Genomic DNA, 20322 nt, shown 5'->3' on the forward strand with positions numbered 1-20322 from the left:
TCGCACACGCCGGACCGCCCGGCCGGCGCCCCGGGCCAGCTAGCGTCCCCGGGGTGGGCAACGACGCTGACGTGATCGTGGTGGGGGCGGGGCTGGCCGGGCTGGTCGCCACCGCCGAGCTGGCCGATGCCGGGAAGCGGGTGCTGCTGCTGGACCAGGAGCCGGCCGCCTCCCTCGGCGGGCAGGCGCACTGGTCCTTCGGCGGGCTCTTCCTCGTCGACAGCCCCGAGCAGCGCCGGCTGCGGGTGAAGGACTCCCTGGAGCTGGCCCGGCAGGACTGGCTGGGCACCGCCGGCTTCGACCGCGCCGAGGACCACTGGCCCCGCCAGTGGGCCGAGGCCTACCTGCAGTTCGCCGCGGGGGAGAAGCGCGCCTGGCTGCGAGCCCAGGGCGTCCGGTTCTTCCCCGTCGTCGGCTGGGCCGAGCGCGGCGGGTACACCGCGACCGGACACGGCAACTCCGTCCCCCGGTTCCACATCACCTGGGGCACCGGACCCGGCGTGCTGGCCCCGTTCCTGCGCCGGGTCGCCGACGCCGCCGCCCGCGGGCTGGTCGACGTCCGGCACCGGCACCGGGTCGACGGGCTGGTGGTCACCGGTGGCGCGGTCACCGGGGTGCGCGGCGCGGTCCTGGAGCCCAGCGACGTCGAGCGCGGCGTGGCCAGCTCCCGCACCGAGGTCGGCGAGTTCGAGTACTCGGCGCAGGCCGTCGTCGTCACCTCCGGCGGCATCGGCGGCAACCACGAGCTGGTGCGGAAGAACTGGCCGGCGCGGCTGGGCCCGGTGCCGAAGCGACTGCTCTCCGGCGTCCCGGCGCACGTCGACGGCCGGATGTTGGAGATCGCCCAGGGCGCCGGCGGCCGGGTGGTCAACCCCGACCGGATGTGGCACTACACCGAGGGCATCGCCAACCACTCACCGATCTGGGCCCACCACGGCATCCGGATCCTCCCCGGCCCCTCCTCGCTGTGGCTCGACGCCACCGGCACCCGCTTGCCGGTCCCGCTGTTCCCCGGCTTCGACACCCTCGGCACGCTCGCGCACATCGGCACCACCGGGTTCGAGCACACCTGGTTCCTGCTCACCCAGAAGATCGTGGAGAAGGAGTTCACCCTCTCCGGCTCCGAGCAGAACCCCGACCTCACGGACAAGGACCTCAAGCTGCTGCTCACCCGGGTGCGCGCGGGTGCGGCGGCCCCGGTGCAGAAGTTCCTGGACGACGGCGAGGACTTCGTCGTCGAGCGCACCCTGCCGGAGCTGGTGGCCGGGATGAACCGGCTCACCGGCGACTCCCCGCACGTCGACCTGGCCACCGTGGAGCGCGAGGTCGTCGCCCGCGACCGGGAGATCGCCAACACCTTCACCAAGGACCTCCAGGTGACGGCGATGCGTCAGGCCCGCACCTTCCTGGGCGACAAGCTGATCCGGGTCGCCGCACCGCACCGGCTGCTGGACCCCGATGCGGGGCCGCTGATCGCCGTCCGGCTCACCGTGCTCACGCGCAAGTCCCTCGGCGGCCTGGAGACCGACCTGTCCGGCCGCGTGCTGCGGGCCGACGGGGGACCGTTCCCCGGGCTGTACGCGGCCGGGGAGGTCGCCGGCTTCGGCGGCGGGGGGATGCACGGCTACCGCTCGCTGGAGGGCACCTTCCTCGGCGGCTGCCTGTTCTCCGGCCGGGTGACCGGCCGCGCGCTGGCGGCGGCGCTGTGACCACACCCGACTGGGACGCCGTCCCCTACACCGGCCCGCCGTCCTACGGCCCGCCCCCGCAGGAACCGGGTCATGGCGACCCGTCCGGCTACGGGCCGCCGCCGCAGGGATGGGTGGCTCCGCAGGGATGGGCGGCTCCGCAGGAATGGGTGGCTCCGCAGGGATGGGCGGCTCCGCAGGGCTGGCCCCCGCCACCGGGCTGGGTGCCGGCCGGGTGGGGTCCGCCGGGGTGGGGTGCACCGGGAGGGTGGGGCGCTCCGCAGCGCCCGGCCCGGCCCGGGTCGGTCGTCGCCGCCGCCGTGCTGGCCTTCGTCTCCGCGCTGCTGGTGGTGCTCGGCACCATCTACGGCCTGGCGTTCAGCGCGCTGCTCAGCCTCGCCCAGGGGCCCTCGGCCGGGGTCGGCACCGGGACGGCGCTGGCCCAGCTCGCACTGGTGGCCCTGCTGGTCGTGGGCGGGCTGCGGCAGCTGAACGGCGACCGCCGGTTCCTGCTCGCCGCCTGCGGGCTCCAGCTGGCCCTGAGCCTGTACTGGGTGACGGTGCTCGGCGACCTCTCCGCGCGCAGCATCGGTGACGCCCTGGGCTTCGTCCCGGTCCTCTACGTGGTCCTCGCCGGGACGGCGGCCGGCCTGACCTTCCTGCCCGACGCCCGGGCGTGGGCCCGGCAGGCCACACCACCGGCACCGGCGGGGGAGCAGCCGCCCTCAGGGGCGCCCCGGCCCGGGCCCTGACCGGCGCTGCGTCCGGGGCCTGACCGGCCGCAGCGCGCCGGGTGGGACGATCAGCGCATGTCCGCCCCTGCCCCCGACACCGCCCTGGACCCCGCCGTCGCCACGCTGCTGAGCCGCGACCCCGCCGGCCTCGTCGCCGCCGTCGTGCAGCAGCACGACACCGGCGAGGTGCTGATGGTCGCCTGGATGGACGACGAGGCGCTGCACCGCACGCTCACCACCGGCCGGGCCACCTACTGGTCGCGCAGCCGCGGCGAGTACTGGGTGAAGGGGGAGACCTCCGGTCACCGGCAGTGGGTGCGCGACGTACGACTGGACTGCGACGGCGACGCCCTGCTGCTGCTCGTCGACCAGGAGGGCCCGGCCTGCCACACCGGCGAGCGCAGCTGCTTCCACCGCCCGCTGCCGGCCACGCCCGGGGCGCCGGCATGAGCCTGCAGCTGGGGCGCACCAGCCCGACCCGCGCCGAGTTCGCGCACCTGGACGCGCCCGTCGTCCCGGTCACCCGCCGGCTGCTGGCCGACAGCGAGACCGCCGTGGGCATCTACCGCAAGCTGGCCGGCAACCGGCCGGGCACCGTGCTCCTGGAGTCCGCCGAACAGGGCAAGCAGTGGTCCCGGTTCAGCTTCGTCGGCGTGCGCAGCGCCGGGGTGCTCACCGAGGCCGACGGGACGACGGCCTGGCTCGGTGACCCGCTGCCCGGGCTCACCGACGACCTGCCCGCCGACCCGCTGGCCGCCGTCCGCACCCTGGCCCGCCGGCTCCGCTCGCCGCGCACACCCGGCCTGCCGCCGCTGACCGGCGGGCTGGTGGGCTACCTGGGCTACGACGTCGTCCGGCGGCTCGAGCGGCTGCCGCAGACCGCCGTCGACGACCTGGGCATGCCCGAGCTGGCGCTCATGCTCGTCACCGACCTGGCGGTGCTGGACCACACCGACGGCACGGTGCTGCTCATCGCCAACGTGCTGGGCGGTGCGCCGGGTGGCTACGACGACGCGGTCGCCCGGCTGGACGCGATGGCCGCCGACCTGGCCGAGGCGGCGCCCCCCGGCGTGGCGATGGTCGAGACCGCCGACGCGCCGCCGGTGACCAGCAACATGGGGCCGGGGGAGTACGAGGCCGGCGTCGAGCGGGTGCGCGAGCACGTCCGCGCCGGCGACGTCTTCCAGACCGTGCTCGCCCAGCGCTTCGAGCTGGCCACCGACGTCGACGCCCTGGACCTCTACCGGGTGCTGCGGGCCACCAACCCCTCGCCGTACATGTACCTGCTCCGCTTCGCCGGGCGGCAGTCGCCGTTCGACGTGGTCGGCTCCTCCCCGGAGGCGCTGGTCACCGTGACCGGGAGCCGGGCCGTGGTGCACCCGCCGGCCGGCACCCGTCCGCGCGGCGCCACCCCGGAGGACGACGTCCGGCTCACCGAGGAGCTGCTGGCCGACCCCAAGGAACGCGCCGAGCACGTGATGCTGGTCGACCTGGCCCGTAACGACCTGGGCCGGGTGAGTGAGCCGGGCACCGTCGAGGTCGCCGACTTCATGCGGGTCGAGCGGTACAGCCACGTCATGCACCTGGTCTCCACCGTGGCCGGTCAGGTGACCGCGGACCGGGACGCGCTGGACGTGTTCGACGCGACCTTCCCCGCCGGCACCGTCTCCGGGGCGCCCAAGCCGCGGGCGATGGAGGTCATCGAGTCCCTGGAGCCCACCCGCCGGGCGCTCTACGCCGGCACGGTCGGCTATGTCGACGCCAGCGGTGACATGGACATGGCCATCGCCATCCGCACCGCGGTGCTGCACGACGGCCGCGCCTACGTGCAGGCCGGCGCCGGCGTGGTGGCCGACAGCGACCCGGCCACCGAGGAGGCGGAGACCCGGCACAAGGCCCGCGCCGTGCTGTCGGCGATCGCCACCGCGGAGGGGCTGCGGGAGCTCCGGTGAGCCACACCGCGCCCCCGGTCCCGCCTCCGGCCGCCACCCGGGGCCGGCGGGAGCTCACCGTCGCGGTCCTGTTGTCCGCGCTCTCCGGTGGGCTGGCGCTGTCGGCGTCCGGCGAGCCGTGGGCCGACGTCACGGTCGTGCGCGAACCGCCGCTGCCGCCGACGTCGGAGGTGCTGACCGGCAGCCAGGCCGCACCGCTGGTCGCCGCGTGCGGGCTGCTGCTGCTCGCCGCCGCGGTCGCGGTCATCGCCGTCCGCGGCGTCGGCCGGGTGGTGGTCGGCCTGCTGGTCGCGGTGGCCGGTGGCGTGCTCGGCTGGTCGGGGCTGCGTGCGCTCACCGGTTCGCTCGACCTCGGCGGCACCGACGTGACGTCGGGGGTCGGGCTGGGGCAGGCCCAGGTGACCACCGACCCCATGGCCACCTGGCCCGCGGTGGCCCTGGTCGCCGGTGTGCTCGGCGTGCTGGCCGGGGCCCTGGTGGTGCTGCGCGGCCGGGACTGGCCGGGCATGGGCCGTCGCTACGAGCGCACCGGGCAGCCGGCGGGGGCGACGGCAGCACCTGCCCGGCCGGCTCGTCCCGCTCGCCCGGAGACCGACGAGGACCGGCACCAGGCGGCCTGGAAGGCCCTGGACCGCGGCGACGACCCGACCGCATGAGGACGAGGTCCTCCTCCTCGCCGTGCGGCCCTGCGCCGGGCCCGCCCAGCGGGGCGCCCGCTCTTGTACCCGGGCCGTCCGGGCGGCGTGCACCGGCCCCCGGAGGGAACCGGACCTGGGCCGTCTCTAGAGTGATCCGCGCGGTCCGAGTGGTGGGGGCCGGTCCGGTGCCACATCCTGAGAGGTCCGAGGAGGGGTCATGAGCGTCCTCGACGAGATCGTCGCCGGTGTCCGGGAGGACGTCGCTGCCCGTCAGGCCACCACCCCGCTGACCGAGGTGCAGGCCGCGGCCCGCGACGCCCGGCCCGCCCTGGACGCCCTCGCCGCCCTCCGGGCCCCGGGCGTCGGTGTGATCGCCGAGGTCAAGCGGCGCAGCCCGAGCAAGGGTGACCTTGCTGCCATCGCCGACCCGGCCGCGCTCGCCGCGCAGTACGCCGCCGGCGGTGCCCGGGTGATCAGCGTGCTGACCGAGGGCCGCCGGTTCGGCGGGTCGCACGCCGACCTGGCCGCCGTCCGGGCCGCCGTCGACGTCCCGGTGCTGAACAAGGACTTCGTGATCAGCAGCTACCAGGTGCACGAGGCCCGGGCACACGGGGCCGACCTGGTCCTGCTCATCGTGGCCGCGCTCGACCAGCCGGTGCTCATCGGCCTGCTCGAGCGGATCGAGTCCCTCGGCATGACCGCCCTGGTCGAGGTGCACAGCGAGGCCGAGGCCGACCGTGCGCTCGCCGCAGGCGCCTCGGTGATCGGCGTCAACGCCCGCGACCTGACCACGCTGTCGGTCGACCGCTCCACCTTCGAGCGGATCGCCCCGGGGCTGCCCAGCGAGGTCGTCAAGATCGCCGAGTCCGGGGTGCGCGGCCCGCACGACCTGATCAGCTACGCCGGCGCGGGCGCCGACGCGGTGCTGGTGGGGGAGGGCCTGGTCACCGCCGGCGACCCGCGGCAGGCGGTCGCCGACCTGGTCACCGCCGGTTCCCACCCGGCGACCCCGCGCACCACCCGTTAGCCTCCACGCGCCACACTGAGGGCATGACCCTCTCCGCGCACGCCCCGGCCCCTGACGTCCCCGACGCCACGGCGTCGGGGGAGTGGCCGGATGCCACGGGGCACTTCGGTGTCTTCGGCGGCCGGTTCGTCCCGGAGGCGCTGATCGCCGCGCTGGACGAGCTGACCGCGGCCTACGAGGCGATGCGGGTCGACCCCGCCTTCCTCGACGAGTTCGCCCGCCTGCAGCGCGACTACACCGGCCGCCCCAGCCCGATCACCGAGGTGCCGAAGTTCGCCGAGCACTGCGGCGGGGCGCGGGTGCTGCTCAAGCGCGAGGACCTCAACCACACCGGTTCACACAAGATCAACAACGTGCTCGGCCAGGCGCTGCTGACCAAGCGGATCGGCAAGACCCGGGTCATCGCCGAGACCGGCGCCGGCCAGCACGGGGTCGCCACCGCCACCGCCGCGGCCCTGATGGGGCTGTCCTGCACCGTCTACATGGGCGAGGAGGACACCCGCCGCCAGGCGCTGAACGTCGCCCGGATGCGGCTGCTGGGTGCCGAGGTGATCCCGGTGACCACCGGCTCCCGCACGCTGAAGGACGCGATCAACGAGGCGTTCCGCGACTGGGTGACCAACGTCGAGACGACGAACTACGTCTTCGGCACCGTCGCCGGCCCGCACCCGTTCCCGATGATGGTGCGCGACTTCCAGCGGGTCATCGGCGACGAGGCGCGCGCGCAGCTGCTCGAGCGGGAGCAGCGGCTGCCCGACGTCGTCCTGGCCTGTGTCGGTGGCGGGTCCAACGCGATCGGCATCTTCACTGCCTTCGTGCCCGACGAGGCCGTCCGGCTGGTCGGCCTGGAGGCCGGTGGGGACGGCGTGGACACCGGCCGACACGCGGCCACCATCACCGGGGGAGACCCCGGTGTGCTGCACGGCGCGCGCTCCTACCTGCTGCAGGACGACAACGGGCAGACCGTCGAGTCGCACTCCATCTCCGCCGGCCTGGACTACCCGGGCGTCGGCCCCGAGCACGCCTTCCTGCACGACATCGGGCGGGCCGAGTACCGGCCGGTCACCGACGCCGAGGCGATGGAGGCCTTCGCCCTGCTGTGTCGCACCGAGGGGATCATCCCGGCGATCGAGTCGGCGCACGCGCTGGCCGGCGCGATGGTGGTCGGCCGCGAGCTCGGCCCGGACGCGCTGCTGCTGGTGAACCTCTCCGGCCGCGGGGACAAGGACGTCGAGACCGCCAGCGCCTGGTTCGACCTCGCCGACCGGACGGCGCCGACCGACTCCGACGAGCGGGCCGTCGAGGCCGGCCGGGGTGCGGAACCGGGGCCGGGCCTGGACACCGAGCAGCACGCCACCGAGGGCGCGGTCAGCAACGACCGGGCCGTGGCCGGGCAGGACGCGGGGGAGGACTCGTGAGCGCACTGCAGGAGCGCATCGCCGCGGCGCGGTCCGAGGGGCGGGCGGCGCTGATCGCCTACCTCCCGGTCGGCTACCCCGACGTCGACGCCTCGATCGCGGCGATGGTCGCGGCGGTCGAGGGCGGGGCCGACATCGTGGAGATCGGCGTGCCCTACTCCGACCCGGGGATGGACGGGCCGGTGATCCAGGAGGCCGTCGACGTCGCCGTCCGGGCCGGGGTCGGCATGGCCGACGTGCTGCGCGCCGTGACCGCGGTCGCCGCCGCCGGTGCCGTGCCGGTGGTGATGAGCTACTGGAACCCGATCGAGCGCTACGGGGTCGACCGCTTCGCCGACGACCTGGCCGCGGCCGGTGGCGCCGGCGCCATCACCCCCGATCTCATCCCCGACGAGGCCGGCGCATGGCTGGCCGCCAGCGACCGGGTGGGCCTGGACCGGGTCTTCCTGGTCGCGCCGTCGTCCACCGACGCCCGGCTGGCCGCCACCGTCGCCGCCTGCCGCGGCTTCGTCTACGCCGCCTCCACGATGGGCGTCACCGGCAGCCGGGCCACCGTCGGGGACGCCGCGGAACGACTGGTCGCCCGCACCCGTGCCGCCGCCGGCGAGCCGCCGGTGTGCGTCGGCCTGGGGGTCTCCACCGGCGACCAGGCGGCCGAGGTCGCCGGGTTCGCCGACGGGGTGATCGTCGGGTCGGCCTACGTCCGGCGGCTGCTCGACGGGCACGGCGCCGACGGCGTGCGTTCACTGTCCGCCGAGCTCGCCGAGGGCGTCCGGCGTGCGAAGGTGCAGGCATGACCCTGCTGGCGGACGCCTCCGTCCTCGCCGCGATCCCCAGCCCCACCCAGGGGGTGTGGGAGATCGGGCCGTTCCCCCTGCGCGCCTACGCACTGTGCATCATCGCCGGCATCGTGCTGGCCTGCTGGCTGGGTGAGCGCCGCTGGGTGGCCCGCGGCGGCGCCCCCGGCGACGTGCTGGACATCGCCGTCTGGGCGGTGCCCTTCGGCATCGTCGGCGGTCGCATCTACCACGTGATCACCACCCCGCAGCCCTACTTCGGGGAGGGTGGCGACCCGATCCGGGCCTTCGCCATCTGGGAGGGCGGCCTCGGCATCTGGGGCGCGATCGCGCTCGGCGGGGTCGGCGCCTGGATCGGGTGCCGGCGGCGGGGGATCCCGCTGCCCGCCTGGGCCGACGCGATCGCCCCCGGCATCGTGCTCGCCCAGGCGGTGGGGCGACTGGGCAACTGGTTCAACAACGAGCTCTACGGCAGCGCCACCGACCTCCCGTGGGCGCTGACGATCTACCGCTGGAACGCCTCCGCCGGTCAGGCGCTCACCGGTCCCGACGGCGAACCGCAGGTGCTGGGCACCTTCCACCCCACGTTCCTGTACGAGCTGCTGTGGAACCTCGGCGTCGCGGCGTTGGTGATCTGGGCCGACCGCCGCTTCCGGCTCTCCCACGGGCGGGCCTTCGCGCTGTACGTCGCCGCCTACTGCGCCGGCCGGGTGTGGATCGAGATGCTCCGCATCGACACGGCCGAGCAGTTCCTCGGGCTGCGGCTCAACGTCTTCACCTCGATCATCGTCGGCCTGCTGGCCGTCGCGTACATGGTCGTCAACCGTGGCCGGCCGCGGGAGGTCATCACCCGCGGCGCGGAGAAGGCCGGTGACGGCGTCCCCGCTGCGGCGTCGTCTCCCGCCGCGACCACCGGCGCCACGGCCACGGGCGCCGCGGGGGCCACGGCCGGCGGTGGGCCGGCCGGCGGTGGGCCGGTCGGGGGGGAGACGGTCACCGACGAGGCCGGCGACGGCCGGACCGGAGCCCGGACCGACGAGGGCGGTTCGCCCCGGGCCGGCTGACCCGGCACGCTGCCGCGACGGCCGCCTTTCCGCAGCTGGAGGAGACTTTCCCGACACCTGTTCGACATGTCGCGCACGTGTCCCCGCTGTGTACGCTCAACTCTGGCCGACCAGTGATCCTGGGCCGGCCGGCGACGTCGGACCGGGCCAGCGCTGCCCCGCGCACGACCATCCCGCGGCCACCCGCCCCCGCGGGAGCGCGGGTCCCTGAGGCCGGCTCGACGTACCGTGTCCGCCGGCCTCTGATGCCCCACTCGTCGGACCCCCCGGGGTCCTCCGCGCACCACCCCACCCGCTCTGACCACCCGGCGGGGTCTGCGACCCCCCGCACCAGCGCCACCCGCCGACCCGGACCCCCGGGCGGTGGAGCCGGCGCCGCGGCCAGCCGACGACGGGAGTGACATGTCTGACCTCGCCGCCCCCTCCGCGGGATCGCCGTCCCCGGCCGCAGCCCTGCCGGCCGCGCCTTCCTCAGCCGTGCCGGCCGTGCCCTTCTCCGCGCTGCCGGCCGCCTCCGGGCTCTACGACCCGGCCCACGAGCACGACGCCTGTGGCGTCGCCTTCGTCGCCGACGCCCGGGGCCGCCGCTCCCGGACGATCGTCGCCGCCGGGCTCACCGCGCTGCACAACCTCGACCACCGGGGCGCCGCGGGGTCCGAGCCGAACTCCGGTGACGGGGCCGGGATCCTGACCCAGGTCCCCGACGGACTGCTGCGGGAGAGCGTCGACTTCGACCTGCCGCCGTTGGGCGAGTACGCCGTCGGCATCGCCTTCCTGCCCGCCGACGAGACCGAGCGGGCCTCCGTCGTCGACGCCGTCGCCGGGCTCGCCGCCGAGGAGGGCCTGACCGTCCTGGGCTGGCGGGTGCTGCCGGTCGACCCGGACGCCGCCGACCTCGGGCCCACCGCCCGGCGGGTCATGCCGCACTTCGCCCAGCTCTTCGTCGCCGAGACCATCGGTGCCCGGGCCGACGCGCGCGCCTTCGGTGGCACCGCGGCCCCGCACGGGGTCACCCGGCTGGAGCGGCGGGCCTTCGTGCTCCGCAAGCGAGTCGAGCGCGCGGCCCGGGACGCCGGCACCAGCTGCTACATCGCCTCGCTGTCCTCCCGGACGATCACCTACAAGGGCATGCTGACCACCGACCAGCTGCCGGCGTTCTTCCCCGACCTGACCGACGAGCGGTACGAGTCGGCGATCGCGCTGGTGCACAGCCGGTTCTCCACCAACACCTTCCCCAGCTGGCCGCTGGCCCACCCCTTCCGGTTCATCGCCCACAACGGCGAGATCAACACCATCAAGGGCAACCGGAACCGGATGCGGGCCCGCGAGGCCAAGCTGGACACCGGGCTGTTCGACGGTCCGGCCGGCCCGGCCAGCGAGCTCGGGCTGGAGCGCATCTTCCCGGTCACCGCCAGCGACTTCAGCGACTCGGCGACCTTCGACGAGGTGCTCGAGCTGCTGCACCTGTCCGGCCGGTCACTGCCGCACGCGGTGCTGATGATGATCCCGGAGGCGTGGGAGAACCACGACGAGATGGACGCGGCCCGCCGCGCCTTCTACCGGTTCCACTCCTCGATCATGGAGCCCTGGGACGGGCCCGCCTGTGTCGCGTTCACCGACGGCAGCCTGATCGGCGCGGTCCTGGACCGCAACGGCCTGCGCCCGGGCCGCTGGTGGCGCACCAAGGACGACCTGGTCGTGCTGGCCAGCGAGGCCGGCGTGCTCGACATCCCGGCCGGCGACGTGGTGGCCAAGGGCCGGCTGCAGCCGGGCCGGATGTTCCTCGTCGACACCGCCGCCGGGCGGATCGTCTCCGACGAGGAGGTCAAGGGCGCGCTGGCCACCGCCGAGCCCTACGACGACTGGCTGCACGCGGGGCAGGTGCACCTCCCGCAGCTGCCCGAGCGGCGTCGTTCCCGGCCCAGCCACGAGTCCGTCGTCCGTCGGCAGCAGCTCTTCGGCTACACCGAGGAGGAGCTGCGCATCCTGGTGCAGCCGATGGCCGCCAGCGGCGCCGAGCCGATCGGCTCGATGGGCACCGACACCCCGATCGCGTCGCTGTCGGACCGCTCCCGCCAGCTCTACGACTACTTCACCCAGCTCTTCGCCCAGGTCACCAACCCGCCGTTGGACGCCATCCGCGAGGAGCTGGTCACCAGCCTGGGGCGGACCTTCGGCCCCGAGCAGAACCTGCTCGACGCCACCCCGGCCTCCTGCCGGCAGCTGTTCCTGCCCTACCCGGTCATCGACAACGACGAGCTGGCCAAGATCCTGCACATCGACGACGACGGCGACCTGCCCGGTTTCGCCGCCGTCCGGATCACCGGCCACTTCGACGTCGCCGGCGGGGGCGAGGCGCTGGCCCAGGCGGTCAAGGACCTGCGCACCAAGGTCAGCAAGGCGATCGCGGCCGGCGCCCGGGTCATCGTGCTCTCCGACCGGGACTGCGACGAGAAGCGCGCCCCGATCCCGTCGCTGCTGATGACCGCCGCCGTCCACCACCACCTGGTGCGCGAGCGCACCCGCATGCAGGTCGGCCTGGTCGTCGAGTCCGGCGACTGCCGCGAGGTGCACCACGTCGCGCTGCTGTTGGGCTACGGCGCGGCCGCGGTGAACCCCTACCTGGCGTTCGAGAGCGTCGAGGACCTGATCCGCACCGGCACGCTCACCGGCGTCCAGCCCGCGCAGGCCGTCCGCAACGTGGTCAAGGCCATGGGCAAGGGCGTGCTGAAGGTGATGAGCAAGATGGGCATCAGCACCGTCGGCTCCTACACGATGGCCCAGATCTTCGAGACGGTCGGCCTGTCCAAGGCCGTCGTCGACGAGTACTTCACCGGGACGTCGGCCACGCTGGACGGCGTCGGGCTCGACGTGCTCGCCGAAGAGGTGGTGATGCGGCACCGCCGCGCCTACCCGAGCAACCCGACCGAGACGGCGCACCGGCGGCTGGAGACCGGCGGGGAGTACCAGTGGCGCCGCGAGGGCGAGGTGCACCTGTTCAACCCCGAGACGGTGTTCCTGCTCCAGCACGCCACCCGGTCCCGGCAGTACGACGTCTTCCAGCGCTACACCGACACCGTCGACGGGCTGTCCGCCGAGGCGGCGACGCTGCGCGGCCTGTTCACCCTCAAGACCGGTGACCGGCCCGCCGTCCCGCTGGAGGAGGTGGAGCCGATCAGCGAGATCGTCAAGCGGTTCCAGACCGGCGCGATGAGCTACGGCTCCATCTCCGCCGAGGCGCACGAGACCCTGGCGATCGCGATGAACCGGCTGGGGGGCAGGTCCAACACCGGCGAGGGTGGCGAGGACCCCGACCGCTTCACCGCCGACCCCAACGGTGACCTGCGCCGCTCCTCGATCAAGCAGGTCGCCAGCGGACGGTTCGGCGTCACCAGCGAGTACCTGGTCAACGCCGACGACATCCAGATCAAGATGGCCCAGGGCGCCAAGCCCGGTGAGGGCGGTCAGCTGCCGGGCAGCAAGGTCTACCCGTGGGTGGCCCGTACCCGGCACTCCACGCCCGGCGTCGGCCTGATCAGCCCGCCGCCGCACCACGACATCTACTCGATCGAGGACCTCAAGCAGCTCATCCACGACCTCAAGAACGCGAACAACGAGGCGCGGGTGCACGTCAAGCTGGTCGCGGAGTCCGGGATCGGCACGGTCGCGGCCGGGGTCAGCAAGGCCAAGGCCGACGTCGTCCTGGTCTCCGGCTTCGACGGCGGCACCGGTGCGGCGCCGCTGACCTCGCTCAAGCACGCCGGCATCCCCTGGGAGATCGGCCTGGCCGAGACCCAGCAGACGCTGTTGGCCAACGGGCTGCGCGACCGGATCGTGGTGCAGGTCGACGGGCAGATGAAGACCGGCCGGGACGTCATCGTCGCGGCCCTGCTCGGCGCCGAGGAGTTCGGCTTCGCCACCGCACCGCTGGTGGTCGAGGGCTGCGTGATGATGCGGGTCTGCCACCTGGACACCTGCCCGGTCGGCATCGCCACGCAGAACCCGGAGCTGCGCAAGCGGTTCACCGGCAAGCCCGAGTTCGTGGTGACCTACTTCGAGTTCCTGGCCGAGCAGGTGCGCGGGTACCTCGCCGAGCTGGGCTTCCGCTCCATCGACGAGGCCGTCGGCCACGCCGAGCTGCTCGACGTCGCGCCGGCGATCGACCACTGGAAGGCCTCGGGGCTGGACCTGCGGCCGATCCTGGCCGTGCCGGAGCTGCCCGAGGGCACGCCGCGGCGCAAGGTCCGCGACCAGGACCACGGGCTGGACGTCGCGCTGGACCAGACGCTGATCCAGCTGTGCGAGGGCGCGCTGCTCGACGCCCGACCGGTGCACCTCGAGCTGCCGGTGCGCAACGTCAACCGCACCGTCGGCACCATGCTGGGCTCGATGGTCACCCGGCGGTTCGGCGGCGAGGGCCTGCCCGACGGCACGATCGACCTGACCTTCACCGGGTCCGCGGGTCAGTCCTTCGGGGCGTTCCTGCCGCGCGGGATCACCATGACCCTGGTCGGCGACGCCAACGACTACGTCGGCAAGGGGCTGTCCGGTGGTCGGATCGTCGTCCGCCCGGCGCCGGAGGCGAGCTTCCCCGCCGAGGACAACGTCATTGCCGGCAACGTGATCGGCTACGGCGCCACGGCCGGCGAGGTCTTCCTCCGCGGCCGGGTGGGGGAGCGGTTCTGCGTCCGCAACTCCGGGGCGCTGGCCGTCGTCGAGGGCGTCGGTGACCACGCCCTGGAGTACATGACCGGCGGCACCGCGATCATCCTCGGGCCGACCGGGCGCAACATCGCCGCGGGCATGTCCGGCGGGATCGGGTACGTGCTCGACCTGGCCCGGCACCGGGTCAACACCGAGATGGTGGACGTCGAGGCGCTGGACGGGCAGGGCTCCGCCTGGCTGCGCGACGTCCTCGAGCGCTACCGCGAGGCCACCGACTCGGCCGTCGCGACCAGCCTGCTGGCCGACTGGGGTCGTTGGTCGGGGCGTTTCAGCGTGATCATGCCGCGTGACTACCGGCGTGCCATGGAGGCCCGGCGGGCCGCCGAGGCCGCGGGGTACGACGTGGACCGAGCCGTGATGGAGGCAGCTCGTGGTTGACAGCACCGGGTTCCTGAGGTTCGACCGCGAACTGCCGCCGAGGCGGCCGGTCGACCTGCGCCTGCTGGACTGGAAGGAGGTGTACCTGACCCGGGACACGGGTGAGGACGCCGTCTTCCCGGTGCGGGCGGTCCGTGAGCAGGCGGCGCGCTGCATGGACTGCGGCATCCCCTTCTGCCACCACGGCTGCCCGCTGGGCAACCTGATCCCGGAGTGGAACGACCTCGCTCGCCGGGACGACTGGCAGGAGGCGATCGAGCGGCTGCACGCGACGAACAACTTCCCCGAGTTCACCGGGAAGCTGTGCCCCGCGCCGTGCGAGTCGGCCTGCGTGCTCAACCTGGAGAACGCGCCGGTCACGATCAAGCAGATCGAGTGGGAGATCATCGACCAGGCGTTCGTCAACGGCTGGGTCACCCCGCAGCCGCCGGCGGAGCTCAGCGGCAGGAAGGTCGCCGTCATCGGGTCCGGGCCGGCCGGGCTGGCCGCCGCCCAGCAGCTCACCCGCGCCGGGCACCAGGTGACCGTCTACGAGCGGGACGACCGGATCGGCGGGCTGATCCGCTACGGCATCCCCGAGTTCAAGATGGAGAAGCGCCACCTGGACCGGCGGCTGGACCAGATGCGCGCCGAGGGCACCCGGTTCGTCACCGACGTCACCGTCGGCGGCAGTGCGGGCAGCCTGACCACCGAGCAGCTGCGCGCCGAGCACGACGCCGTCGTGCTGGCGATCGGCACCCCGGTGGCGCGTGACCTGCCGCTGCCGGGCCGGGAGCTCGACGGCGTGCACTTCGCCATGGAGTACCTGCCGCACGGCAACCGCCAGGCGCTCGGTGAGCTCGACGACCCGCCGCTGTCGGCCAAGGGCAAGCACGTGGTCATCATCGGCGGCGGCGACACCGGCGCGGACTGCCTGGGTACCGCGCACCGTCAGGGCGCGGCCTCGGTGGCCCAGCTGGACTACAAGCCGGCGCCGTCGGGCACCCGGCCCGAGGACAACCCCTGGCCGACCTACGAGATGATCCTGCGCGTCTCCCCGGCGCACGAGGAGGGCGGCGAGCGGCTGTTCGCCGTCAACACCGAGGCGTTCCTCGGTGACGAGCAGGGCCGGGTCCGGGCGATCGAGGTCGTGGAGATCGAGGTCGTCGACGGCCAGCGCCGGCCCAAGCCCGGAAGCACCCAGGAGCTGCCGGCCGACCTGGTCCTGCTGGCGCTGGGCTACACCGGCCCGGAGACCACGGGCCTGGTCGAGGAGCTGGGCTGCGGCGTCGACGAGCGGGGCCGGGTCGCCCGGGACGACGAGTACATGTCCAGCGTCCCCGGGGTGTTCGTGGCCGGGGACATGGGCCGCGGGCAGTCGCTGATCGTCTGGGCCATCGCCGAGGGGCGCGCCGCGGCCGCCGCCGTCGACACCTGGCTGACCGGCAACTCGATGCTGCCCCGACCGGTCACCCCGGACGCCGTCCCACTGCGCTGAACCGCTGGTCGTCGGCGGGATGAGACGTCCCTGACGACTGCTGCCCCTCGGGGGGACACGACGGACCCGGTCCGCTGTGTCCGCCCGAGGGGCGACTAGTTTTGCCTCATGTCTCGTCGCGCGAAGATCGTCTGCACGCTGGGCCCGGCGACCGGTTCCCTGGACCAGATCACCGCCCTCGTCGAGGCCGGCATGGACGTCGCCCGCCTCAACTTCAGCCACGGGAAGCACGCCGACCACGAGACGGCCTACCGGCTCGTGCGCGAGGCCTCCGACAAGGTCGGTCGCGCCGTCGCCATCCTGGCCGACCTGCAGGGTCCCAAGATCCGCCTCGGCACCTTCGCCGACGGCCCGGTCACCTGGGCGACCGGCAGCCGGGTCTGCGTGACCGTCGAGGACGTGGCGGGCACCGCCGAGCGGGTCTCCACCACCTACAAGGACCTCGCCAACGACGTGCGGGTCGGTGACCGGCTCCTGGTCGACGACGGCAAGCTCGCGCTGACCGTGGTCGAGGTCGACGGCCCCGACGTGTGGTGCCTGGTGCTCGAGGGCGGCCAGGTCTCCAACAACAAGGGCCTGTCCCTGCCCGGCGTCGCCGTCAGCGTCCCGGCGCTGTCGGAGAAGGACGCCGAGGACCTGCGCTTCGCGCTCTCCCTCGGCGTCGACTTCATCGCGCTGTCCTTCGTGCGGCACGCCCGGGACGTCGAGCTGGTGCGCGAGATCATGCGCCAGGAGGACATCGAGGTGCCGGTGATCGCCAAGCTGGAGAAGCCGGAGGCGGTCGAGAACCTCGAGGCGATCGTCGAGGCCTTCGACGGCGTCATGGTGGCCCGCGGCGACCTGGGCGTGGAGCTGCCGCTGGAGCAGGTGCCGCTGGTGCAGAAGCGCGCGGTGCAGGTCGCCCGCGAGCGGAACAAGCCGGTCATCGTCGCCACCCAGATGCTCGAGTCGATGATCAGCGCCTCCCGGCCCACCCGGGCCGAGGCCTCCGACGTCGCCAACGCCGTCCTGGACGGCGCGGACGCGGTCATGCTGTCGGGGGAGACCTCGGTGGGGAAGTTCCCCGTCGTCGCGGTCAAGACGATGGAGCGGATCATCGACGCGGTCGAGTCCGACGCCGTGCGGGTGCCCGAGCTCCTCGTCCCGCCGCGCCAGCGCTCCGGGGCGATCGTGCGGGCCGCCAAGGACATCGGTGAGGCGCTCGACGTCGCCGCGCTGGCCGCCTTCACGCTGACCGGGAAGACCGCACACATCCTCGCCGCGCTGCACACCCGGCTGCCGATCCTCGCCTTCACCACCGACCCGGCGGTGCGCAGCCGGCTGGCGCTGTCCTGGGGCGTGGAGACCTTCCTCGTGCCCGAGGTCACCCACACCGACGACATGGTCGGTCAGGTCGACTTCTCGCTGCTGTCCATCGGCCGGCTGAAGGAGGGCGACAAGGTCGTCATCGTCGCCGGCAGCCCGCCGAACACCGCCGGCTCCACGAACCTGGTGCGGGTGCACGAGGTGGGGACCGAGGCGTGACGGCCGGGGTCGCGCAGCCGGGGGAGACCCCGGCCGCGGAGCTGATGGTCGTCCTGGACCTGGAGGAACGGGGCCCGGACGTCTACGTCGGCCAGACCCCCAGCACCCCGTTGCAGCGGATCTTCGGTGGTCAGGTCGCCGCGCAGGCCCTGACCGCCGCGAACGCGACGGTGGGGCCGGGGCGGGTGGTGCACTCGCTGCACTCGTACTTCCTCCGCCCCGGTGACCCGCACGAGGAGATCCGCTACGAGGTCGACCGCATCCGCGAGGGTCGCTCGTTCAGCACCCGGCGGGTGGTGGCCCGGCAGACGCGCAAGGGCGAGGACGTCGCGATCTTCGCGCTGACCGCGGACTTCACCGCCGGGGAGCGGGCCGTGGTCGAGCACTCCCTGCCGATGCCGGAGGTGCCCGGTCCGGAGGGGCTGCCCGGGCTCGCCGAGGTCACCGCGGCGCACCCCGGGCAGGGGGCGGCGTCCGCGGCGATCGGGCGGGCGGTGGAGCAGCGGTACCTCGCCGACCCGTTCGACCCGCAGCCGCGGCTGCCACCGGACACCGCCTTCCGGGTCTGGTTCCGGGTGGCCGGCCGGCTCCCCGACGACGACGCCGTGCACGCGGCCGCGCTGACCTTCGTCAGCGACCTGACCCTGCTCTCGGCCGGGTTGGCCCGCACCGGTGGTGGCTGGGGCGGGTCGATCGTGGGGGCCAGCCTCGACCACGCCGTCTGGTTCCACCGGCCGGTGCGCGCCGACGAGTGGTTCCTCTACGAGACCGACAGCCCGGCGGCCGCGAGTGGCCGCGCCCTGTGCTTCGGGCAGATCTGGGCCGCCGACGGCACGCACGTGGCCACCGTCGCCCAGGAGGGCCTGATCCGCTCCCTGGGCTGACCCCGCGACCGCAGGCGCGCGGTCGTGCGCTCAGCGGGGTGACCGGTCTCCGATCACCCCGCTGAGCGCACGACGGCTGCCGGGTCAGCGGGCGGGGTGCTCCGGATCCGCCGGGGCCGGGACGTCCAGGCCGGCCTGTGCGCCCGCCTGGGTGGCCGTCTCGTCGCCTGCCGCGGGGGTCTCCACGGTGGGCGTCCCGGCGTCCGGGGTCCCCGCCGTCTCGATCTCCGCGGTCTCCGCGGTCGCGGGCTCGGCGTCCGGGGTGCCGGGCGCGCCCTGTGCCGCGCGCTCGGTGCTCGGCTCGGTCGCCGGGGCCGCCGGGTCTGCTCCGGCAGCCGCGTCCGCCTGCTCAGCTGCGGCCTGCTCAGCCGCGGCCGCCTCCGCTGCCGCGGCTGCCTCGGCTGCTGCCTGCTCCGCCGCGGCCGCCTCGGCGGCGGCGTGCTCGGCGGCGGCCTGGCGCTCGGCCACCTCACGGGCCCGCTGCTCGGCCTGCTGTTCGGCGAAGTCGTTGGCCAGCCAGTCGTGGCCCTCCTGCAGCAGCGTCCACAGCCGCTCGACGTGCGCCCGCGTGGTCGCCGGAGCGCCGATGGCCACCCGCAGCACTGCTCGGCCGGCCACGGTGGTGTGCGTCAGGAAGACCTCACCGCCGTCGTTGAGCCGGTCCAGCAGGGTCATGGTGGCGACGTCGGCGTCCACGCCGCGCGCCCAGCGCGGCTGCAGGCAGACCAGGGACAGCGGGTGGGGGGCGACGACGTCGAACCGGTCGTCGGCCCGGGCCCAGCCGGCCAGCTCCTGCGCCAGCGCGACGTGGTCGCGGATGTGCTCCCGCAGCCCCTCGGCGCCGTACCAGCGGACCACGAACCACAGCTTCATCGCCCGGAAGCGGCGGCCCAGCTCGATCTGCCAATCCCGGTAGTCGACCACGGCACCGGTGTCGGTGGCGGCGTTGCGCAGGTACTCGGGCAGGATCGACAGGGCGCCGGTGAGCGCGGCCCGGTCGGCCACCCAGAACAGCGTCGCGTCGAACCCGGTGAGCAGCCACTTGTGTGCGTCGGTCGTGTAGCTGTCGGCCCACTCGACGCCGGCCTGCAGCGCACGCAGCTCCGGGACGACGGCGCTGACCCCGGCGTAGGCGGCGTCCACGTGCAGCCACACCCCGAAGCGCTGGCAGATCGGGCCCAGCGCGGCCAGCGGGTCGATCGCGGTGGTCGACGTCGTCCCGACCGTGGCGCAGACCAGCACCGGGACGAACCCGCGGGCCACGTCACGCTCCAGCCGCTGCTCGAGCGCCCGAGGGCTCATCGCCAGCTCGGCGTCGACCTCGACCACCCGGATCGAGTCGGTGCCCAGCCCGGCGATCCGGGCGGCCTTCTCCATCGAGCTGTGCGTCTCGGCGGAGACGTAGACGGTGTACTCGTCCGGGCGGACCCCCTGGCGCAGCGTCGCGCCCTTGCTCGCCCGGTGCAGCGCCGCCAGCAGCGCGACCAGGTTGGCGCCGGAGCTGGAGTCCTGCACCACGCCGCCACCGGTGCCGGTGGACAGGAAGGACCCCGGCAGGCCCAGCAGGTCGGCGAACCAGTCCATGACGTGCTGCTCGAGCTCGGTCGCGGCCGGGCTGGTCACCCAGGACATGCCCTGCACGCCGAGGCCGGCGGAGAGCAGGTCGCCGAGCACCGAGGGACCGGAGGTGTTGGCCGGGAAGTAGCCGAAGAAGCCGGGGTGCTGCCAGTGCGTCACCCCGGGCAGCACGACGCGCTCCAGGTCGGCCAGCACGGCGGAGACCGGCTCGCCCTGCTCGGGCGCGCTCGCCGGCAGCATGGCCCGGACGTCGCCGGGGGAGACCCGCGACCGGACCGGGTGCTCGGCGATGCCCGCCCAGTAGTCGGCGATCCAGTCGACGACCTCGTGGCCGTGCTGGCGGAACTCCTCAGGGGTCATGTGGCCGGTCACGGGGCCAACATAGGCGGCGCGACCGAGGACGATCCGGCGGCCTCACCGGTGTTGGTGTCCCGGGCC

The 20322-nt window shown here is 74.2% G+C and carries 14 protein-coding genes; 13 read left to right on the forward strand and 1 reads right to left on the reverse strand.

What is annotated here, in order from left to right; translation table 11 throughout:
* Positions 1-53: 53 nt before the first annotated feature.
* The 13 genes from O2W53_RS06705 (at position 54) to O2W53_RS06765 (ending at position 18306) form a co-directional block, all read left to right on the forward strand.
* Positions 54-1709 carry an FAD-binding dehydrogenase gene (locus O2W53_RS06705; RefSeq protein ID WP_269162226.1) on the forward strand — a complete coding sequence of 552 codons (1656 nt, stop codon included), beginning with the start codon at positions 54-56 and terminating at the stop codon, positions 1707-1709.
* Entirely contained in the window at positions 1706-2440 is a 735-nt protein-coding gene (locus O2W53_RS06710; protein WP_269162227.1) for a hypothetical protein, read from the forward strand. Before O2W53_RS06705 ends, O2W53_RS06710 begins: the two co-directional genes overlap by 4 nt.
* 57 nt (positions 2441-2497) lie before the next feature.
* The gene (gene hisI, locus O2W53_RS06715) at positions 2498-2872 is read left to right on the forward strand and encodes a phosphoribosyl-AMP cyclohydrolase (protein WP_269162228.1); all 375 of its coding nucleotides are present in this window, start codon (positions 2498-2500) and stop codon (positions 2870-2872) included.
* Positions 2869-4374, forward strand: coding sequence for an anthranilate synthase component I (locus O2W53_RS06720; RefSeq protein WP_269162229.1), 1506 nt, complete (start codon positions 2869-2871; stop codon positions 4372-4374). Before hisI ends, O2W53_RS06720 begins: the two co-directional genes overlap by 4 nt.
* Positions 4371-5030 carry a TIGR02234 family membrane protein gene (locus O2W53_RS06725; RefSeq protein ID WP_269162230.1) on the forward strand — a complete coding sequence of 220 codons (660 nt, stop codon included), beginning with the start codon at positions 4371-4373 and terminating at the stop codon, positions 5028-5030. The genes O2W53_RS06720 and O2W53_RS06725 overlap by 4 nt, the downstream gene beginning before the upstream one ends.
* A gap of 199 nt (positions 5031-5229) precedes the next feature.
* A complete protein-coding gene (gene trpC, locus O2W53_RS06730; protein ID WP_269162231.1) occupies positions 5230-6039 on the forward strand; it encodes an indole-3-glycerol phosphate synthase TrpC in 810 nt (269 codons plus the stop codon).
* 23 nt (positions 6040-6062) lie between these two features.
* Complete coding sequence (gene trpB / locus O2W53_RS06735; protein ID WP_269162232.1) at positions 6063-7457, forward strand: tryptophan synthase subunit beta; 1395 nt, start codon at positions 6063-6065, stop codon at positions 7455-7457.
* The gene (gene trpA / locus O2W53_RS06740; RefSeq protein WP_269162233.1) at positions 7454-8254 is read left to right on the forward strand and encodes a tryptophan synthase subunit alpha; all 801 of its coding nucleotides are present in this window, start codon (positions 7454-7456) and stop codon (positions 8252-8254) included. The genes trpB and trpA overlap by 4 nt, the downstream gene beginning before the upstream one ends.
* A complete protein-coding gene (gene lgt, locus O2W53_RS06745) occupies positions 8251-9318 on the forward strand; it encodes a prolipoprotein diacylglyceryl transferase (protein WP_269162234.1) in 1068 nt (355 codons plus the stop codon). The genes trpA and lgt overlap by 4 nt, the downstream gene beginning before the upstream one ends.
* Positions 9319-9720: 402 nt before the next feature.
* A complete protein-coding gene (gltB, locus tag O2W53_RS06750; protein ID WP_269162235.1) occupies positions 9721-14421 on the forward strand; it encodes a glutamate synthase large subunit in 4701 nt (1566 codons plus the stop codon).
* Positions 14414-15898, forward strand: a complete 1485-nt coding sequence (locus O2W53_RS06755; RefSeq protein ID WP_269162236.1) for a glutamate synthase subunit beta — start codon at positions 14414-14416, stop codon at positions 15896-15898. Before gltB ends, O2W53_RS06755 begins: the two co-directional genes overlap by 8 nt.
* 108 nt (positions 15899-16006) lie before the next feature.
* Positions 16007-17422 (forward strand): pyruvate kinase, encoded by a 1416-nt coding sequence (gene pyk / locus O2W53_RS06760; protein ID WP_269162237.1) that lies wholly within the window; start codon positions 16007-16009, stop codon positions 17420-17422.
* Positions 17419-18306: an acyl-CoA thioesterase gene (locus O2W53_RS06765; RefSeq protein ID WP_269162238.1), complete on the forward strand. Its 888-nt coding sequence runs from the start codon at positions 17419-17421 to the stop codon at positions 18304-18306. The genes pyk and O2W53_RS06765 overlap by 4 nt, the downstream gene beginning before the upstream one ends.
* Before the next feature lie 84 nt (positions 18307-18390).
* Here O2W53_RS06765 and O2W53_RS06770 read toward each other — a convergent pair whose 3' ends face one another.
* Positions 18391-20256, reverse strand: coding sequence for a pyridoxal-dependent decarboxylase (locus tag O2W53_RS06770; protein WP_269162239.1), 1866 nt, complete (start codon positions 20254-20256; stop codon positions 18391-18393).
* Between the last annotated feature and the right edge of the window lie 66 nt (positions 20257-20322).

Source organism: Modestobacter sp. VKM Ac-2978, from assembly GCF_026968025.1.
Classification (GTDB): domain Bacteria; phylum Actinomycetota; class Actinomycetes; order Mycobacteriales; family Geodermatophilaceae; genus Modestobacter.